This window comes from Lysinibacillus sp. EB106-09-02-XG168 (genome assembly GCF_058791475.1).
Genome location: NZ_JBYTDN010000003.1, coordinates 4,007,606 through 4,027,392, shown reverse-complemented (window position 1 = coordinate 4,027,392; position 19,787 = coordinate 4,007,606). Strand labels below are relative to the sequence as shown.

The 19,787-nt window shown below is 40.9% G+C and carries 11 protein-coding genes and 3 rRNA genes; all 14 read left to right on the top strand.

The annotated features are described in order from the left end of the window. Positions 1–204 precede the first annotated feature (204 nt). The 14 genes from AC3WSO_RS20415 (at position 205) to gpmI (ending at position 19,786) form a co-directional block, all read left to right on the top strand. Positions 205–786 carry a LemA family protein gene (locus AC3WSO_RS20415; RefSeq protein WP_492533277.1) on the top strand — a complete coding sequence of 194 codons (582 nt, stop codon included), beginning with the start codon at positions 205–207 and terminating at the stop codon, positions 784–786. Further along, positions 786–1,538, top strand: coding sequence for a TPM domain-containing protein (locus tag AC3WSO_RS20410; RefSeq protein WP_492533275.1), 753 nt, complete (start codon positions 786–788; stop codon positions 1,536–1,538). The genes AC3WSO_RS20415 and AC3WSO_RS20410 overlap by 1 nt, the downstream gene beginning before the upstream one ends. Before the next feature lie 152 nt (positions 1,539–1,690). Then, positions 1,691–3,964 (top strand): S9 family peptidase, encoded by a 2,274-nt coding sequence (locus AC3WSO_RS20405; RefSeq protein WP_492533273.1) that lies wholly within the window; start codon positions 1,691–1,693, stop codon positions 3,962–3,964. 178 nt (positions 3,965–4,142) lie between these two features. Next, positions 4,143–6,416, top strand: a complete 2,274-nt coding sequence (locus AC3WSO_RS20400) for a S9 family peptidase (protein ID WP_492533271.1) — start codon at positions 4,143–4,145, stop codon at positions 6,414–6,416. Positions 6,417–6,615: 199 nt separating this feature from the next. Then, positions 6,616–6,849, top strand: coding sequence for a glutaredoxin family protein (locus AC3WSO_RS20395; RefSeq protein ID WP_492533269.1), 234 nt, complete (start codon positions 6,616–6,618; stop codon positions 6,847–6,849). 630 nt (positions 6,850–7,479) lie between these two features. Further along, positions 7,480–9,031, top strand: a 16S ribosomal RNA gene (locus AC3WSO_RS20390). A gap of 304 nt (positions 9,032–9,335) precedes the next feature. Beyond that, positions 9,336–12,263 (top strand): 23S ribosomal RNA (locus tag AC3WSO_RS20385). Positions 12,264–12,449: 186 nt separating this feature from the next. After that, positions 12,450–12,565 (top strand): 5S ribosomal RNA (gene rrf / locus AC3WSO_RS20380). Together the 16S, 23S and 5S rRNA genes form the textbook arrangement of a ribosomal RNA operon. A gap of 379 nt (positions 12,566–12,944) precedes the next feature. Then, complete coding sequence (locus AC3WSO_RS20375; protein ID WP_263297453.1) at positions 12,945–13,067, top strand: hypothetical protein; 123 nt, start codon at positions 12,945–12,947, stop codon at positions 13,065–13,067. A gap of 553 nt (positions 13,068–13,620) precedes the next feature. Continuing rightward, a complete protein-coding gene (locus tag AC3WSO_RS20370; protein ID WP_492533268.1) occupies positions 13,621–14,652 on the top strand; it encodes a sugar-binding transcriptional regulator in 1,032 nt (343 codons plus the stop codon). A 123-nt stretch (positions 14,653–14,775) separates the two neighbouring features. Continuing rightward, entirely contained in the window at positions 14,776–15,792 is a 1,017-nt protein-coding gene (gene gap, locus AC3WSO_RS20365) for a type I glyceraldehyde-3-phosphate dehydrogenase (protein WP_492533266.1), read from the top strand. A 481-nt stretch (positions 15,793–16,273) separates the two neighbouring features. Further along, positions 16,274–17,458 carry a phosphoglycerate kinase gene (locus tag AC3WSO_RS20360; RefSeq protein WP_492533265.1) on the top strand — a complete coding sequence of 395 codons (1,185 nt, stop codon included), beginning with the start codon at positions 16,274–16,276 and terminating at the stop codon, positions 17,456–17,458. A gap of 32 nt (positions 17,459–17,490) precedes the next feature. Beyond that, positions 17,491–18,252 (top strand): triose-phosphate isomerase, encoded by a 762-nt coding sequence (gene tpiA / locus AC3WSO_RS20355; RefSeq protein WP_492533264.1) that lies wholly within the window; start codon positions 17,491–17,493, stop codon positions 18,250–18,252. Then, positions 18,245–19,786, top strand: coding sequence for a 2,3-bisphosphoglycerate-independent phosphoglycerate mutase (gene gpmI, locus AC3WSO_RS20350; RefSeq protein WP_492533263.1), 1,542 nt, complete (start codon positions 18,245–18,247; stop codon positions 19,784–19,786). Before tpiA ends, gpmI begins: the two co-directional genes overlap by 8 nt. The last annotated feature ends 1 nt before the right edge of the window (position 19,787 follow it).

Genomic DNA, 19,787 nt, shown 5'->3' with positions numbered 1-19,787 from the left:
CTCCTATATATCATAGTTTTGTTACATAATAAGTATGGCACGTTAGACAAATTTCATACGGTATTAATGCGTTTGCATATATGTAGAATAGAGATGCTTTTTTGTTGCACATTAGTGGTAAGGAAAAGAAAGGCTCATCACCAAAACAATATAGTGTTTCTGATTTTGAGTGATAGCTAAAAGAAAGCGAAGGTGGTTTTAAAGTTGAAAAAAATATTTGGACCTATCGGAATTATCGTTATTATTTTAGTTGTATTGTCTTTACTATTTATACCGAAATACAATAGCCTTGTAACGGCTGAGGAAGGCGTCGATTCGAAATGGGCTCAGGTTGAAAATCAGCTCCAACGTCGCTACGATTTGATCCCGAACTTAGTAGAATCTGTAAAAGGATATGCCAACCATGAAAAAGAAGTTATCGCTAGTATTACAGACGCACGTGCACAAATGGGAAGTGCACAAAGTCCGAATGAGCAAGCGGTTGCCAATGATGCATTGAATGGAGCACTTAGTCGATTGCTAGTAGTTATAGAAAATTATCCGAATTTAAAGGCAGATGCAAACTTCCGTCAATTAATGGATGAATTAGCGGGGACAGAAAACCGATTAGCTGTTGCCCGAGAAGACTATAACAATGAAGTGCAGGTTTTTAATAAAACAGTCAAACGTTTCCCAGGCAATTTAATCGCGGGTATGTTTGGTTTTGAACAGAAGGAATACTTTAAAGCGGCTACCGGTGCTGAAAAGGCACCATCTATAGATTTTAGCGGTTCAGGTAAACAATAATGAAACGGTTGATGACCCAACTTGCCATTGTTGGCTTCATACTTATTTTATCTATTAGCACGGTAGATGCCGCAATGCCAACACCAATGAAAAATACGTATATTCATGATTTTGCTAATGTTTTATCTGCCTCTCTGGAGGAAGAACTCAATCGTTACTCAGAGCAGCTAGATAAAGGTACAGGTGCTGAAATTATGGTCGTAACAGTAGATAATATTAATGGTCAAGAACCAAAAATGTATGCTACAAAAATGATCCGCTCTTGGGGTATTGGTGATGCCAAAAAAAATAATGGTGTGTTAATTTTAGCAACGTTTGGGCAGGGGAAAGGCAATAATGATGTTGTTATTGCTGTTGGTCAAGGTCTTGAAGGGGCATTACCTGATGGCAAACTGGGGCGCATTTTAGATGATGCGTTTTATCCAAATGCAGGTGCTGAAAATATGGATAAGGCATTTAAAGCAACGTACGCGGAAGTATTTCAAAATGTCGCGCAAGAGTACGATTGGGATGGAGAAGTGCCTGGAAATACAACTGACAATGAAGGAATGCCAACATGGATAATTATTTTAATTGTTATCATAGTAATTGTTGTATCAAATGGTAGAGGCGGAGGGCCTCGTTCAGGTCGACGTGGCGGTTATCCAGGTGGTTTTGGTGGGGGCTTTGGCAGTGGCCGCTCTGGAGGAAGTAGCTTTGGCGGATTCGGAGGAGGCTCATCTGCTGGTGGAGGAGCGAATAGGAAATTTTAGTAAAAAGTGAACTCATAGCAGTTCACTTTTTTACTGGTTTAAAAGACAATATTATTTAATTATTATCAATAATTGACAAAAATGATGGAATTGTTATAATTTCTCTATATCGGTAAACGATATACATGAACTGATATTTAGGAGGAATCATTTTGAAGAGAAGATTTTTATCAGCATCATTAGCGGTTATTTTAACATCTTCTGCTGTCATTCCTGTATCTATGCAGGAAGTTCGTGCTGCCAATGAAACTAGCAGTCAAGTAGAAGTCAAAGAAGAACGTCTATCTGCTAAGGAGTTTCTTAATTTAACTGTAACAGCTCTAACATTCCAACATGGATCAGAGACAATGCGTCAGCAGATTATTAATACGTGGGTAAAAGGTGAAGAATTAAAAGATTTAAGTGTCCATATTAAACGTGATGAAGCGGCACGTATTTTAGTAAGAGCCTTAAATAAAGAAGAAAAAGAAGCAACACTTGCTGAATATCAAGAAAAAGCGAATAAACTTGGTTTATTTAACGGTCTTTCGAATAGTGAAACACTTTCTAAACAAGATGCGGTCAAAATTTTAAACAATGCTAAAAATGTGAAAAATGGTGTCAGCAATGAAGGTGTGAGAGAAATTTCCGTGGAAGATTTCATGAAAAATCCAGGGAATGTTGGTTATGAACTTTCACCAGATGGCAATTACATAACTTATGCTTCTGCATGGGAAAATCGTTCAAACGTTTTCGTGAAAAAAATGAATGACGATAGTGAGCCAGTACGTGTATCCAATTCAACGGATCGTGATATTGGTGGATTCTTCTGGAAAGATGATAATTTACTATATGTAAAGGATAAAGGTGGCGATGAAAACTACCACATTTATTCAACAACATTTAATGGCAATGAGGAAAAGGATTTAACACCTTACCCGAATGTAACAGTTGGGTTATTAAGTAGCTTAAAAGGCGTTAAAGACGAAATCCTTATTATGATGAATAAAGAAGATGCAAAAGTCTTTGATGTTTACAAGCTTAACCTAAAGACTGGTAAAACTACACATGTTGCGAAAAACCCAGGTAACATTACTAGCTGGATAGCAGATCGTGATGGAAATGTACGTATGGCAGTTGCTTCAGATGGTGTGGAAGGAACAATTCTTTACCGTGATTCAGAGAAAGATGAATTCAAGCCATTTATTGAAATGAAAGAAGGGGAACAAGTAACGCCACTTGCTTTCTCTAAAGATAATAAACATATTTTCGCAACTTCTAATAAAGGAAGAGACAAAGTCGAAGTAGTTAAATATGATTTAGAAGGTAAAGAAGAAGTAATCATGTCAAACCCAGAAGTAGATTTAAATGGTGTGTTATATAGCTCTGAAAAAGATAAATTATTATACGGGGCATATATAACAGATAAGACACATTATCAATTCTTTGACGAGGACTTTGAAAAACTATTCCGTAAAATTCAAAACAAATTAGGTGTTCAAGAAAGTGAACTAGGCATTAATGATTACAATAAAGAAATGACAAAATTCATTGTTTCCGTTGGTAGTGATACTGTTTACGGAAAATATTATTACTACGATTCAACAACAGATGAATTAAAAGAATTGGCAACGTTAAGCCCTTGGTTAAAGTCAGAGGAGCTTGCAGAGATGCATCCAATCTCATATAAGAGTCGAGATGGTTTAACAATTAACGGTTACTTAACTTTACCGAAAAACAAAGAGGCTAAAAATCTGCCACTTATCGTCAATCCACATGGTGGACCATGGGCACGAGATTACTGGGGCTTTAACCCAGAGGTACAGTTACTAGCAAACCGTGGTTATGCAGTATTACAAGTGAATTTCCGTTCTTCAACTGGCTATGGAAAAGAATTTTTAGAAGCTGGTAATAAACAATGGGGTCTCAAAATCCAAGATGATATTACAGATGGCGTACAATGGGCAATCGATCAAGGTATTGCAGACCCTAAACGCATAGGAATTTACGGTGCATCATTTGGAGGTTATGCAACTTTAGCTGGAATTACGTATACCCCAGATTTATATGCTGCAGCGGTTGACTATGTAGGTGTATCTAACCTCTTTACATTTTTAAATACAATCCCTCCATATTGGGATACATTACGTAACCAACTTTATAAGCGCGTTGGAAATCCAGAAGAAGATAAAGAGCTACTAACAGCAGCTTCACCTGTCTTCCATGTAGATAAAATTAAAACACCATTATTTGTTGCTCAAGGTGCAAATGATCCGCGTGTAAATAAAGCTGAATCTGATCAAATCGTTGAAGCATTACGTGCAAGAGGCGTTGATGTGGAATATATGGTGAAGGATAATGAGGGTCATGGTTTCCAAAATGAGGAAAACAAAATCGAATTCTACAATGCAATGCTAAAATTCTTAGATAGCCATCTAAAAAAATAATGCGAAAAAACTGTGCAGGAAGTATCTTGCACAGTTTTTTTATCATTTAAGGTAAGGTCCTATCAAAGGATGTATCTTTTTATCATGTGAACCAATAATTGACAAAATTGATAAAGTTGGTATAATTTCATTGTGTTTACAAGTTTTAAAATGTGTACCTATATAAGGAGGAATCATTTTGAAGAGAAGATTTTTATCAGCATCATTAGCGGTTATTTTAACAACTTCTGCTGTCATTCCTGTATCTATGCAGGAAGTTCGTGCTGCCAATGAAACTAGTAGTCAAGTAGAAGTCAAAGAAGAACGTCTATCTGCTAAGGAATTCCTAAATTTAACTGTAACAGCTCTAACATTCCAACATGGATCAGAGTCAATGCGTCAGCAGATGATTGATCAATGGGTAAAAGGTGAAGAATTAAAAGATCTAAGTGTCCATATTAAACGTGATGAAGCGGCACGTATTTTAGTAAGAGCTTTAAATAAAGAAGAAAAAGAAACAACACTTGCTGAGTATCAAGAAAAAGCAAATAAGCTCGGTTTATTTAACGGTCTTCCGAATAGTGAAACGGTTACTAAACAAGATGCGGTCAAAATTTTAAACAATGCTAAAAATGTGAAAAATGGTGTTAGTAATGAAGGCGTGAAAGAAATTTCCGTCGAAGATTTTATGAAAAACCCAGGAAGCGTCGGTTATCATCTTTCACCAGACGGAAATTACATTACTTATAAATCTGCATGGGAAAATCGTTCAAATGTGTTCGTAAAGAAAATGAATGATGATAGTGAACCAGTACGTGTATCTAGCTCAACGGATCGTGATATTGCCGGGTCATTCTGGAAAGATGATAATTTACTATATTTAAAGGATAAAGGTGGCGATGAAAACTTCCACATTTATTCAACAACATTTAATGGTAATGAGGAGAAGGATTTAACGCCATATCCGAATGTAACAGTTTCGCTATTAAGTGATTTACAGGGCGTTAAAGACGAGATCCTTATTACGATGAATAAAGAAGATGCTAAAGTCTTTGATGTGTACAAGCTTAATGTGAAGACTGGAGCAACTGTACATGTTGCGAAAAACCCAGGTAATATTTCAAGCTGGTTAGCAGATCATGATGGAAATGTGCGTATGGCAGTTACTTCTGATGGTGTAGAAGGAACTATCCTTTACCGTGATTCAGAGAAAGATGAATTTAAGCCGTTTATTGAAATGAAAGCAGGAGATGAAGTAATGCCACTTGCTTTCTCCAAAGACAATAAACATATTTTCGCGACTTCTAATAAAGGAAGAGATAAAGTAGAAGTAGTTAAATATGATTTAGAGGGTAAAGAAGAAGTAATTATGTCCAACTCAGAAGTGGATGTAATGGGTGTATTATATAATTCAGAGAAAGATAAAGTATTGTATGGTGGTTATGTAACAGATAAGATACATTATCAATTCTTTGACGAGGACTTTGAAAAACTATTCCGTAAAATTCAAAACAAATTAGGTGTTCCTGAAAGTGAACTAGTTATTAATGATTACAACAAGGAAATGACAAAATTCATTGTTAATGTTTCTAGTGACACTGTTTACGGTAAATATTATTACTATGATTCAACAACAGACGAATTGAAAGAATTGGCAACATTAAGCTCTTGGTTAAACCCAACGGAGCTTGCAGAAATGCATCCAATTTCATATAAAAGTCGAGATGGTCTTACAATTAACGGCTATTTAACTTTACCGAAAAACAAAGAGGCTAAAAATCTGCCACTTATCGTCAATCCACATGGTGGACCATGGGGGCGCGATATATGGGGCTTTAATCCTGAGGTGCAACTACTAGCAAACCGTGGTTATGCGGTACTACAAATGAATTTCCGTTCTTCGGCTGGATACGGTAAAAAGTTCCTTGAGGCTGGTAATAAGCAGTGGGGTCTCAAAATCCAAGATGATATTACAGATGGTGTACAATGGGCAATCGACCAAGGTATTGCAGATCCGAAACGTATCGGAATTTACGGTGCCTCATTTGGAGGTTATGCAACTTTAGCAGGTATCACTTTCACACCGGATCTATATGCTGCAGCAGTTGATTATGTAGGTGTATCGAATATCTTTACTCTATTAGATACAATCCCTCCATACTGGGAATCAATGCGAGAAATGCTCTATGAGCGTGTAGGGCATCCAGAGAAGGATAAGGAGCTATTAACAGCAGCTTCACCTGTCTTCCATGTAGATAAAATTAAAACACCATTATTTGTCGCTCAAGGTGCAAATGATCCGCGTGTAAATAAAGCTGAATCTGATCAAATCGTTGAAGCATTACGTGCAAGAGGCGTTGATGTGGAATACATGCTGAAAGATAATGAAGGCCACGGTTTCCATAACGAAGAGAACAGAGTCGAATTCTACAATGCAATGTTAAAATTCCTAGATAGCCATCTGAAAAAATAATATGAAAAGAAGACTGTGCAGGAAATATCTTGCACAGTCTTTTATAGTTAGAACCCAATGGAATAATCCATATATCCAATAATTTTGCTGTTTTAGGGATAGAAAAAGTCAGAACCATTTAATAATTGGCGCTATTGCTCGATAAATTGTTATAGATTGCTGTTTCGTTTTATAATAGCTCATAAGGGTGGTGCTGTAATTGAACGTGAAATATTTTAGTCGAGCTAATTGTGGGCTATGTGTCGAGGGACTGCATACATTAAAGCTTGTACAAGAAGATATAGATTTTGATATAGAAATTATTGATATTGAAGAAGATGAGAGCATACATGAAAAGTATATGCTTATGATTCCAGTAGTAGAAAAGGATGGGCAAGTAATACAATACGGCAATTTGGATTACGCAACACTTATGGAACATTTATGTAGCTAATAACAAAGCGAGATAATGTACATATCGATAACTTTTAAAATGAAGGATAAAAACCTTTCCTAAAAAATTCACTTTTCTCCTTGCTATGTTTGTAGCAGAATTCATACGAGGAACTTTGTATAAATCAACATACACAGAGCGTGGAAACGAATACGGTTAAAAAAGTTCGTTTCCGTCTAGGAGGCTAATTATTTATATGATGTGTTCCTTTATTGAGAGGGTTGATTCTCTTTGATATTATAATTTAGCTGTCGTTAAATCTACTGTATTGAAAAATTGTTTAAACGTGTTGACAAATGAAAAGTAATCGTGATATATTGTTATTCCTGTCACATCGACAGAAAAAATATTTCAAAATTGGTTTGACAAACATATTGATATTTTGATAGAATAAAGTCCTGTCACATTGACAGTGAAAAAACATTTCAAAATAGTTGTTGACAAACATATTGATATTTTGATATAATGAATTACTGTCGCTGGTCGACAGTAAAAAATGAACCTTGAAAACTGAACAAGCAAAACGTAATCAATAAAGTTTTTAGTAGCTAACCTTGAGTTGGTGAACGAAACAAAATTTTGGACATCAAACATGATGCCAGCAAAACAATTTGAGCTAATCAAATTTCTTTTATGGAGAGTTTGATCCTGGCTCAGGACGAACGCTGGCGGCGTGCCTAATACATGCAAGTCGAGCGAACAGAAAAGGAGCTTGCTCCTTTGACGTTAGCGGCGGACGGGTGAGTAACACGTGGGCAACCTACCTTATAGTTTGGGATAACTCCGGGAAACCGGGGCTAATACCGAATAATCTATTTTACTTCATGGTGAAATACTGAAAGACGGTCTCGGCTGTCGCTATAAGATGGGCCCGCGGCGCATTAGCTAGTTGGTGAGGTAACGGCTCACCAAGGCGACGATGCGTAGCCGACCTGAGAGGGTGATCGGCCACACTGGGACTGAGACACGGCCCAGACTCCTACGGGAGGCAGCAGTAGGGAATCTTCCACAATGGGCGAAAGCCTGATGGAGCAACGCCGCGTGAGTGAAGAAGGTTTTCGGATCGTAAAACTCTGTTGTAAGGGAAGAACAAGTACAGTAGTAACTGGCTGTACCTTGACGGTACCTTATTAGAAAGCCACGGCTAACTACGTGCCAGCAGCCGCGGTAATACGTAGGTGGCAAGCGTTGTCCGGAATTATTGGGCGTAAAGCGCGCGCAGGCGGTCCTTTAAGTCTGATGTGAAAGCCCACGGCTCAACCGTGGAGGGTCATTGGAAACTGGGGGACTTGAGTGCAGAAGAGGAAAGTGGAATTCCAAGTGTAGCGGTGAAATGCGTAGAGATTTGGAGGAACACCAGTGGCGAAGGCGACTTTCTGGTCTGTAACTGACGCTGAGGCGCGAAAGCGTGGGGAGCAAACAGGATTAGATACCCTGGTAGTCCACGCCGTAAACGATGAGTGCTAAGTGTTAGGGGGTTTCCGCCCCTTAGTGCTGCAGCTAACGCATTAAGCACTCCGCCTGGGGAGTACGGTCGCAAGACTGAAACTCAAAGGAATTGACGGGGGCCCGCACAAGCGGTGGAGCATGTGGTTTAATTCGAAGCAACGCGAAGAACCTTACCAGGTCTTGACATCCCGTTGACCACTGTAGAGATATGGTTTTCCCTTCGGGGACAACGGTGACAGGTGGTGCATGGTTGTCGTCAGCTCGTGTCGTGAGATGTTGGGTTAAGTCCCGCAACGAGCGCAACCCTTGATCTTAGTTGCCATCATTTAGTTGGGCACTCTAAGGTGACTGCCGGTGACAAACCGGAGGAAGGTGGGGATGACGTCAAATCATCATGCCCCTTATGACCTGGGCTACACACGTGCTACAATGGACGATACAAACGGTTGCCAACTCGCGAGAGGGAGCTAATCCGATAAAGTCGTTCTCAGTTCGGATTGTAGGCTGCAACTCGCCTACATGAAGCCGGAATCGCTAGTAATCGCGGATCAGCATGCCGCGGTGAATACGTTCCCGGGCCTTGTACACACCGCCCGTCACACCACGAGAGTTTGTAACACCCGAAGTCGGTGGGGTAACCTTTTGGAGCCAGCCGCCGAAGGTGGGATAGATGATTGGGGTGAAGTCGTAACAAGGTAGCCGTATCGGAAGGTGCGGCTGGATCACCTCCTTTCTAAGGATATTTTCGGAATACAAACCTAGGGTTTGTAAGATTACGTTTTGCGTTCAGTTTTGAAGGTTCATTCTTCTGAATGAAACACTTCAAAACTTGTTCTTTGAAAACTGGATAAAACGACATTGAAATTGTAACAAACACATTTATTTTTTAAGTTTTTTTATAGGCTTAATAACGAATAAGGTTTCAAGACACGAGCAGTTCTAGGAAGCAATCGAGAGAAGGAACGAACGTACCTCTGTACGTGACTGACTGAACGAGTGAAGCTGACAACGAAATGCGATGTGTATTGAAAGCTATAGGTTAAGTTATTAAGGGCGCACGGCGAATGCCTTGGCACTAGGAGCCGAAGAAGGACGGCACTAACACCGATATGCTTCGGGGAGCTGTAAGTGAGCTTTGATCCGGAGATTTCCGAATGGGGGAACCCACTACGTTTAATCGCGTAGTATCTTGACGTGAATACATAGCGTCTTGAAGGCAGACCCAGGGAACTGAAACATCTAAGTACCTGGAGGAAGAGAAAGAAAAATCGATTCCCTGAGTAGCGGCGAGCGAAACGGGAAGAGCCCAAACCAAGAGGCTTGCCTCTTGGGGTTGTAGGACACTCTATACGGAGTTACAAAAGAGCGAGTTAGATGAAGCGACTTGGAAAGGTCCGCCAGAGCAGGTAAAAGCCCTGTAGTCGAAAGTTCGTTCTCTCCTGAGTGGATCCTGAGTACGGCGGAACACGTGAAATTCCGTCGGAATCCGGGAGGACCATCTCCCAAGGCTAAATACTACCTAGTGACCGATAGTGAACCAGTACCGTGAGGGAAAGGTGAAAAGCACCCCGGAAGGGGAGTGAAAGAGATCCTGAAACCGTGTGCCTACAAGTAGTTAGAGCCCGTTAATGGGTGATAGCGTGCCTTTTGTAGAATGAACCGGCGAGTTACGATTACGTGCGAGGTTAAGCTTTAGAAGGCGGAGCCGCAGCGAAAGCGAGTCTGAATAGGGCGAAATAGTACGTGGTCGTAGACCCGAAACCAGGTGATCTACCCATGTCCAGGGTGAAGGTGAGGTAACACTTACTGGAGGCCCGAACCCACGCACGTTGAAAAGTGCGGGGATGAGGTGTGGGTAGCGGAGAAATTCCAATCGAACTTGGAGATAGCTGGTTCTCTCCGAAATAGCTTTAGGGCTAGCCTCGTGATGAGAATACTGGAGGTAGAGCACTGTTTGGACTAGGGGGCCATCCCGGTTTACCGAATTCAGACAAACTCCGAATGCCAGATATTTATACACGGGAGTCAGACTGCGAGTGATAAGATCCGTAGTCAAAAGGGAAACAGCCCAGACCACCAGCTAAGGTCCCAAAGTAATCGTTAAGTGGAAAAGGATGTGGCGTTGCACAGACAACCAGGATGTTGGCTTAGAAGCAGCCATCATTTAAAGAGTGCGTAATAGCTCACTGGTCGAGTGACGCTGCGCCGAAAATGTATCGGGGCTAAACGATTCACCGAAGCTGTGGATTGACATCTACGATGTCAGTGGTAGGAGAGCGTTCTAAGTGCGTTGAAGTCAGATCGGAAGGACTGGTGGAGCGCTTAGAAGTGAGAATGCCGGTATGAGTAGCGAAAGACGGGTGAGAATCCCGTCCACCGTATGACTAAGGTTTCCTGAGGAAGGCTCGTCCGCTCAGGGTTAGTCGGGACCTAAGCCGAGGCCGATAGGCGTAGGCGATGGACAACAGGTTGATATTCCTGTACCACCTCCTCACCGTTTGAGAAATGGGGGGACGCAGTAGGATAGGGTAAGCGCGCTGTTGGATATGCGCGTCCAAGCAGTAAGGCGTGTGTGTAGGCAAATCCGCACACTGTAACGTTGAGCTGTGATGGCGAGTCCGTATGGACGAAGTTCCTGATTTCACACTGCCAAGAAAAGCCTCTATCGAGGTGAGAGGTGCCCGTACCGCAAACCGACACAGGTAGTCGAGGAGAGAATCCTAAGGTGTGCGAGAGAACTCTCGTTAAGGAACTCGGCAAAATGACCCCGTAACTTCGGGAGAAGGGGTGCTCTTGAGCGTGCAAGCGCATGAGAGCCGCAGTGAATAGGCCCAGGCGACTGTTTAGCAAAAACACAGGTCTCTGCAAAACCGTAAGGTGACGTATAGGGGCTGACGCCTGCCCGGTGCTGGAAGGTTAAGAGGAGTGGTTAGCGCAAGCGAAGCTGCGAATTGAAGCCCCAGTAAACGGCGGCCGTAACTATAACGGTCCTAAGGTAGCGAAATTCCTTGTCGGGTAAGTTCCGACCCGCACGAAAGGCGTAACGATCTGGGCACTGTCTCAACGAGAGACTCGGTGAAATTATAGTACCTGTGAAGATGCAGGTTACCCGCGACAGGACGGAAAGACCCCGTGGAGCTTTACTGTAGCCTGATATTGAATTTTGGTACAACTTGTACAGGATAGGTAGGAGCCAGAGATCTCGGAGCGCCAGCTTCGAAGGAGGCGTCGGTGGGATACTACCCTGGTTGTATTGAAATTCTAACCCATGCCCCTTAGCGGGGCAGGAGACAGTGTCAGGCGGACAGTTTGACTGGGGCGGTCGCCTCCTAAAAGGTAACGGAGGCGCCCAAAGGTTCCCTCAGAATGGTTGGAAATCATTCGTAGAGTGTAAAGGCACAAGGGAGCTTGACTGCGAGACCTACAAGTCGAGCAGGGTCGAAAGACGGGCTTAGTGATCCGGTGGTTCCGCATGGAAGGGCCATCGCTCAACGGATAAAAGCTACCCCGGGGATAACAGGCTTATCTCCCCCAAGAGTCCACATCGACGGGGAGGTTTGGCACCTCGATGTCGGCTCATCGCATCCTGGGGCTGTAGTCGGTCCCAAGGGTTGGGCTGTTCGCCCATTAAAGCGGTACGCGAGCTGGGTTCAGAACGTCGTGAGACAGTTCGGTCCCTATCCGTCGTGGGCGTAGGAAATTTGAGAGGAGCTGTCCTTAGTACGAGAGGACCGGGATGGACACACCGCTGGTGTACCAGTTGTCTTGCCAAAGGCATCGCTGGGTAGCTATGTGTGGACGGGATAAGTGCTGAAAGCATCTAAGCATGAAGCCCCCCTCAAGATGAGATTTCCCATTACGCAAGTAAGTAAGATCCCTCAAAGACGATGAGGTAGATAGGTTCGAGGTGGAAGTGTGGTGACACATGGAGCTGACGAATACTAATCGATCGAGGACTTAACCAAAATGTTTGAAACATTCAATGAACAGTTTATCCAGTTTTGAAAGAATAATTTCTTTCATATAGGGTTTCAAGATACGAGTAGTTCGAGGAAGCGATGGAGAGAGGGAAGAAGCGTACTCAAGTACGTGACTGACTGAACGACTGAAGCTGACGAAGAAATGCGACGTATATTGAAAGCCGAAAATAGTCTAGTGATGATGGCAAAGAGGTCACACCCGTTCCCATACCGAACACGGAAGTTAAGCTCTTTAGCGCCGATGGTAGTTGGGGGCTTCCCCCTGTGAGAGTAGGACGTCGCTAGGCAACTTAAAAAGTCGAGGATTTATTCCTCGGCTTTTTTTATTTGCAGTTTTTTAGTGAATGTTAATCCAAACGATATAATTATAGCTCCTGCCAATTATATAGTCTTCAGGCGATGAAAGTGGGGTCGTAACACGTAGGGAGTAGATGAATTTTTACTTTACCCAAATTTTTAGTGGTAATAACCACAATTCACAATTTGTTCAATGAAAACGTTTAGAATTTGAACAGTTTGTGAAGACCTTCACATTAGGCTTTATTTTTTAAAAAAAAGGAGTAGAATAGGAATCAGTAAGAAGTTGTTATAAAACAGTTTATCAAAAGCATCACATTTTCAGTGGTTGTTATAATACAAAACGTATATTTGAAAGGAGATTTTACAATGTGGGTTATTACAGTATTTGAGAAAAAGGACGTTCGTATTTTTGAATACACAAATAAAAATGAAGCAACAAAAGCTTTAGGCGGATTTAAGAAAAACGCAATTTTATCTTTCACAAAATAAGCTAACAAAAACTCGTAACCATGACAATTTGGTTACGGGTTTTTATTATGTTGAAAAAAATGGTTAAGGGATCTATGTGCGGCTCTTTAAATGAGGGTGATTTCCGTTCCAGGCTACTCGCTTTGTAGCTGCCACTTTGCTTTCGCTACAGAAAACATTTGTTGTTGCTGTCGCTACGCTTTCGCACAGATAAAACATTTTGCTGTCGCTACGTTAGCACTACGCTTTCGCACATAAAACATCCGCTACCGCCCGTTCAGGGTCTCGCCTGTCTCGCTTTCCTACGGGAGCCGAGTAGCCTTTCACTTCAATCAGCAATAGTGCAGAAACCTTATAAATTTATCCGCATAACAGTGTGTAAGAAGCCTACATTCCAATGAAACCCAACACAGGCGTAATTAGGCCACTATGCTTAAAATATTTTTTAATGCCAATACATAGCATTTACTTGCTCTTTATTTTAAAGCGTATTATAATAAAGTTGTAAGTGGGACATAATTTTATATAATGGGACAAAAAATAACCCACAACTATTAAAAGGGAGTAGGTTAATATGTTATCTGTACCTGAGGCACAGCAAAGGCTACTTCCAGAAATGTATCCGCTTCTACAATCGAGATATCGTATTTTGCAAACAGTTCAGCTTATGCAGCCAATTGGGCGTCGAACACTTGCAGATTCACTTAAAATGACCGAACGAGAAATTCGTAAAGAAACGGATATTTTACGTGAGCAAGGGTTATTAGATTCTCAAAAGTCGGGTATGGTATGTACAGACGAAGGTGAAGCAGTTATTGATAAGCTACGAGCACTAGTTTATGAATGGTCTGGTCTGACACAGCTAGCTAAATTACTGGAAAACCATTTTGGCTTACAGCATGTAATTGTTGTTCCAGGTGATTACAACGAAGACGATACGATATTAACATTGCTTGGAAAAGAAGCAGCACAACAATTTATGGCAACTAGCTTTGATGGTCAAACAGTAGCTGTTACAGGTGGAAAGTCGGTTGCATCACTTGCGCAATTTTTACATCCAGCTGATACACACAACATCACATTTGTTGCTGCTCGTGGTGGTATTGGACATGAAATGCAAATGCAAGCTAATACACTTGTCTCAACATTTGCCATGCAAATGAATGCACAGTATCGCACTTTGTTTTTACCAGAGCATTTAAGTGAGCAGGCCTATCAAGCAATGTTAACAGAGCCAATGGTAACTGAAATGATGAATTATTATGATCATGCAGATTGTGTAATCCATGGTATTGGCTCTGCAGAGGAAATGGCTGTTCGTCGCAATTCATCGCCTGAAGATTTACGGATACTCGAAGAAAAGGGTGCAGTTAGTGAAGCATTTGGCTATTATTTCAACGCAGAAGGCGAAATTGTACATCGAATTCGAACAATCGGTATTCAGTTTGAGCAAGTTCAAAGAAGTAAGCAAGTCATAGCAGTTGCTGCTGGTAAACAAAAAGTGAAGGCAATGCTATCGTACTTTAAGGTAGCTCCAAAGCAAACCATTTTTATAACGGATGAGGTAGCCGCTAAAGCAATCGCTGAAGGTTTACCTTCTTTATAAATGACTAAGGAACTCATATTTAAGCGGGTGTTAAAAACCCTTGAATGAGAATAAAGCCAATTGCGGATATTATAAATGTCCGAGCAAAAATAAATTATTTAAACAATATTGGAGGAATTGACAATGGCATTAAAATTAGCGATTAACGGATTTGGACGTATTGGACGATTAGTATTTCGTGAAGCTATGAAACACGATGAAATCGAAGTGGTTGCAGTAAATGATCTAACAGATGCAGGTCAACTTGCACACTTATTAACTTATGATTCAGTACACGGTATCTACGATGCTGATGTTTATGCAGAAGGCGATTCTTTCGTAGTAAATGGAAAGAAAATTAACGTGTATGCAGAAAAAGATCCTGCTAATTTACCTTGGGGTGAACTAGGCGTTGATGTAGTACTTGAATGTACAGGTAGATTCCGTTCGATGGAAGAAGTAGGGAAACATGTTCAAGCGGGTGCAAAAAAAGCTATCCTTTCAGCTCCAGCGAAGGGTGAAATGCCAACGTTTGTAATGGGTGTTAACCATGAGGATTATAACCCTAAAACAGATGATGTTATTTCGAATGCTTCTTGTACAACAAACTGTCTAGCGCCAGTTGCAAAAATACTTGATGAAAAATTTGGTATTGAACGTGGTATGATGACGACAATTCACTCATATACAAACGATCAACGTATCCTTGACTTCCCGCACTCTGATCCACGTCGCGCACGTGCTGGTGCAGTGTCAATGATTCCAACAACAACAGGGGCAGCAGTAGCAGTTTCAAAAGTATTACCTCAATTAAAAGGTAAATTAGACGGCTTCTCTATGCGTGTACCAACACCAAACGTGTCATGTGTGGACTTAGTAGTAGAGCTAAAATCAGAAGTAACAAAAGAATCCATTAATGCTGCATTAAAAGAAGCTTCAGAAAAAGAGCTTAAAGGTATTTTAGGATACAACGAGCTTCCATTAGTGTCAATTGACTACAATGGTAACCATAACTCTTCAACTGTAGATGGTCTTTCTACAATGGTATTAGAAAATAGTATGGTAAAGGTTCTAGCATGGTATGATAACGAAATTGGTTACTCTACTCGTTTAATGGACTTAGCTTTATATATCGCAGAAAAAGGATTTAACAATAAATAAGTGTCATAATTCGATAGCTAAAGTAAAAAGTGTGACATAATACTGCTTTTTGCGCACAAAAAGTATAGCCTTTATAATATCTAACGGATATAATATACAAGGGTAATGGAGTAAGGGAAATTTACCCTTACTCCTTTTTTATACGTAATATAAATTCGACGTGCAGGTTATGCAATTGCAAGACATAGAACGTGACTTTTGCTACTATAAAGGCATATAAAGGGTACTCTCCATAATGTGGGTTGATGTCCGTTCCGTCTGGGCGACTCCTTGAGTACATCTTTTAACAAACGCCATGTGAAACTTTGGTGATAGGTCAGATAAAGAGTATTTCATTAAAGGTTTGGATGATACTAGCTGAAAAGGCTTGTTATAACTCTTTGTGTTGATGGAACAATAAAACAGTTACGTGAAAGATGTGAGGAGCCAAGATGGGTGAATCCAGGAACTTCACGACTAAAACTTTGAAGGGGGTTTCTTCATGTTAAATAAGAAGACGATGAAAGATATTGATGTAAAAGGAAAGCGCGTATTTGTACGTGTTGATTTTAATGTACCGATGGCAGATGGTGCGATTACTGACGAAACACGTATCCGAGCAGCAATCCCTACAATTGAATATTTAGTGGAGCAAGGTGCCAAAGTCATTTTAGCCTCTCATTTAGGACGTCCAAAGGGTGAGGTAAAAGAGGGTATGCGCTTAACTGCAGTAGGTGTACGTTTAGCGGAATTGATGGATAAACCTGTGACAAAATTAAATGAATCGATTGGTCAAGAGGTAGAAGACGCCGTTGCAAACATGCAAAATGGTGACATCATGCTACTTGAAAATGTGCGCTTCCACGCTGGTGAAGAGAAAAATGATGCTGCATTAGCAGAGCAATTTGCAAAATTAGCGGACGTTTATGTTAATGATGCATTCGGCGCAGCTCACCGTGCACACGCGTCAACTGAAGGAATTGCTAAGCATATACCGGCAGTATCTGGTTTCCTTATGCAAAAGGAATTAGACGTACTAGGGAAAGCATTATCTAAGCCTGAGCATCCATTTACAGCCATTATCGGTGGTGCCAAAGTAAAAGATAAAATCGGTGTAATTGAAAGCTTATTAGAAAAAGTAGATCACTTAATTATCGGTGGCGGTTTATCATTCACATTCATTAAAGCGCAAGGCTATGATATCGGTAAATCTTTATTAGAGGAAGATAAAATCGGCTTAGCAAAATCCTTTATTGAAAAGGCAAATGCAAAAGGCGTGCAATTACATATGCCAATCGATGCAGTTGTCGCAAATGAATTTTCAAAAGATGCTGAAACACAAATTGTTGATATAGACACTATTCCAGCAGATTGGATGGGCTTAGATATTGGTCCGAAAACGGCTGCTAAATATGCAGAGGTTATTAAAGATTCTAAATTAATTATTTGGAATGGACCAATGGGTGTCTTTGAAATGGACAAATTTGCGAATGGTACAAAAACTGTAGCGGAAGCTATGGCAACAACAACTGGTTATACCGTTATCGGTGGTGGGGATTCTGCAGCAGCAGTAGAGAAATTTGAAGTTGCTGATAAAATGGACCATATTTCTACAGGTGGCGGAGCATCACTTGAATTGATGGAAGGGAAAGAACTTCCGGGGATTGTGGCATTAAACGATAAGTAAAATGGAATAAACGAATATAGGAGGCAAAAACAATGCGTAAACCGATTATTGCAGGTAACTGGAAAATGTATAAAACATTTGAAGAAGCTATTCAGTTTGTCGATGCGGTACAGGACAAAATTCCTTCAAATGATAAAGTAGACGCTGTTGTATGTGCACCAGCACTTTACCTACCTACGCTTGTGCAAGTTGCGAGTGAATCTGAGTTAGCTATTGGTGCACAAACGATGCACTATGAAAACGAAGGTGCATTTACTGGAGAAGTTAGTCCAGCTCAGTTAGCAAGTGTGGAAGTAGACTATGTTATTTTAGGACATTCTGAACGACGTGAATATTATAACGAAACAGATGAAGCCATCAATAAAAAGGTTGCTGCAGCACTTGCACATAATATCGTACCAATTATTTGCTGTGGAGAAACGCTTGAGGAACGTGAAGCGGGAACTACTGAGCAAAAAGTTGCTCATCAAATTACAGCTGCACTTGCTGGATTTGGGGCACAAGAAGTAGAGCATATGGTAATCGCCTACGAGCCTATTTGGGCAATTGGTACAGGTAAAACAGCTACAGCAGAAGATGCTAATCAAGTATGCGGTGCAATTCGTGCAGTAATTAAAGAATTATATAATGCTGAAACGGCCGCTACAGTACGTATTCAATATGGCGGTAGCGTAAAACCTGAAAACATTCAGGAATTATTATCAAAAGAGCATATCGATGGCGCTTTAGTTGGCGGTGCAAGCTTACAACCAGATTCATATTTAAAATTATTGGAGGCGGCAGCAAATGCCTAAAAAGCCAGTAGCATTAATTATTTTAGACGGCTTTGCATTCCGCGATGAAACGTTCGGAAATGCAGTAGCACAGGCAAACAAACCTAATTTCGATCGTTTTTGGAATGAGTTTCCGCACTCAACATTAACGGCAGCAGGTGAAGCGGTGGGGTTACCCGATGGTCAAATGGGGAACTCTGAAGTTGGACACCTGAATATCGGTGCTGGACGTATTGTCTATCAAAGCTTAACACGCTTAAACAAATCTATTCGTGAAGGAGATTTCTTTACGAATCAAGCATTTTTGGATGCAATGGCACATGTGAAAGCACATCAATCGAAGCTTCATATTATGGGCTTACTGTCAGATGGTGGCGTACATAGTCATTATGAGCATATGTTTGCACTATTAAAGCTTGCAAAGCAACAAGGCTTAGACAAAGTCTTTGTACATGGTTTCTTAGATGGTCGTGATGTTGGACCGACAACAGCTTTAGACTATATTAAAGAAACTGAAAAACAAATGGAGGAAATTGGCGTAGGTCAATTCGCTTCTATTCATGGTCGTTATTATGCGATGGATCGTGATAAACGATGGGATCGTGTAGCCCTTACGTACAATGTACTAGTTGATGGTGTTGGCCAAACAGCCGATAGTGCAGCAAGTGGTGTAGCTGAATCATATGAACGTGATGTAACAGATGAGTTTGTTATTCCATTTAGCGTTCAAGAGCATGGTGAAGCAGTGGCAACGATTGACGATAATGACGCAGTTATTTTCTTCAATTTCCGCCCTGACCGTGCGATTCAACTATCTAAAGTGTTTACAAATGATGAATTTGATGGCTTTGCAATATCAGCTAAACATCCAAGGAATTTAAAATTTGTATCTTTCACACATTATAGCGATGAAGTAAATGCACAAGTTGCGTATGAAAACGACAACTTGAAAAATACGATTGGTGAAGTGTTAGCTTCGAATGGTAAAACACAGCTTCGTATTGCAGAAACAGAAAAGTATCCGCACGTTACATTCTTTATGAGTGGTGGTCGTGAGGCTGAATTTGACGGGGAAGAACGTATTTTAATTGCATCTCCAAAGGTTGCAACATACGATTTAAAACCTGAAATGAGTGCCTATGAGGTAACAGAAGCATTGCTTGCAGAGATTGAGGCCGATAAATTTGATGGCATTATTCTTAATTTCGCTAACCCTGACATGGTTGGGCATAGCGGAATGTTAGAGCCAACAATCAAGGCCATTGAAACAGTCGATGAATGTCTTGGGAAGGTAGTAGATGCACTCCTTGCAAAAGGTGGCGCAGCTATTATTACAGCTGACCATGGGAACTCTGATGAAGTACTTACTTTAGAAGGGGCTCCAATGACAGCTCATACAACAAATCCTGTTCCAGTAATTGTGACAAAACCAAATTTAATGTTAAGAAATGGTGGCATTTTAGCCGATTTGGCGCCAACCATGTTAGAATTATTAGAGGTGTCACAACCTTCTGAAATGACAGGTCAATCATTAATTGAAAAAGAGGAGAATTAAT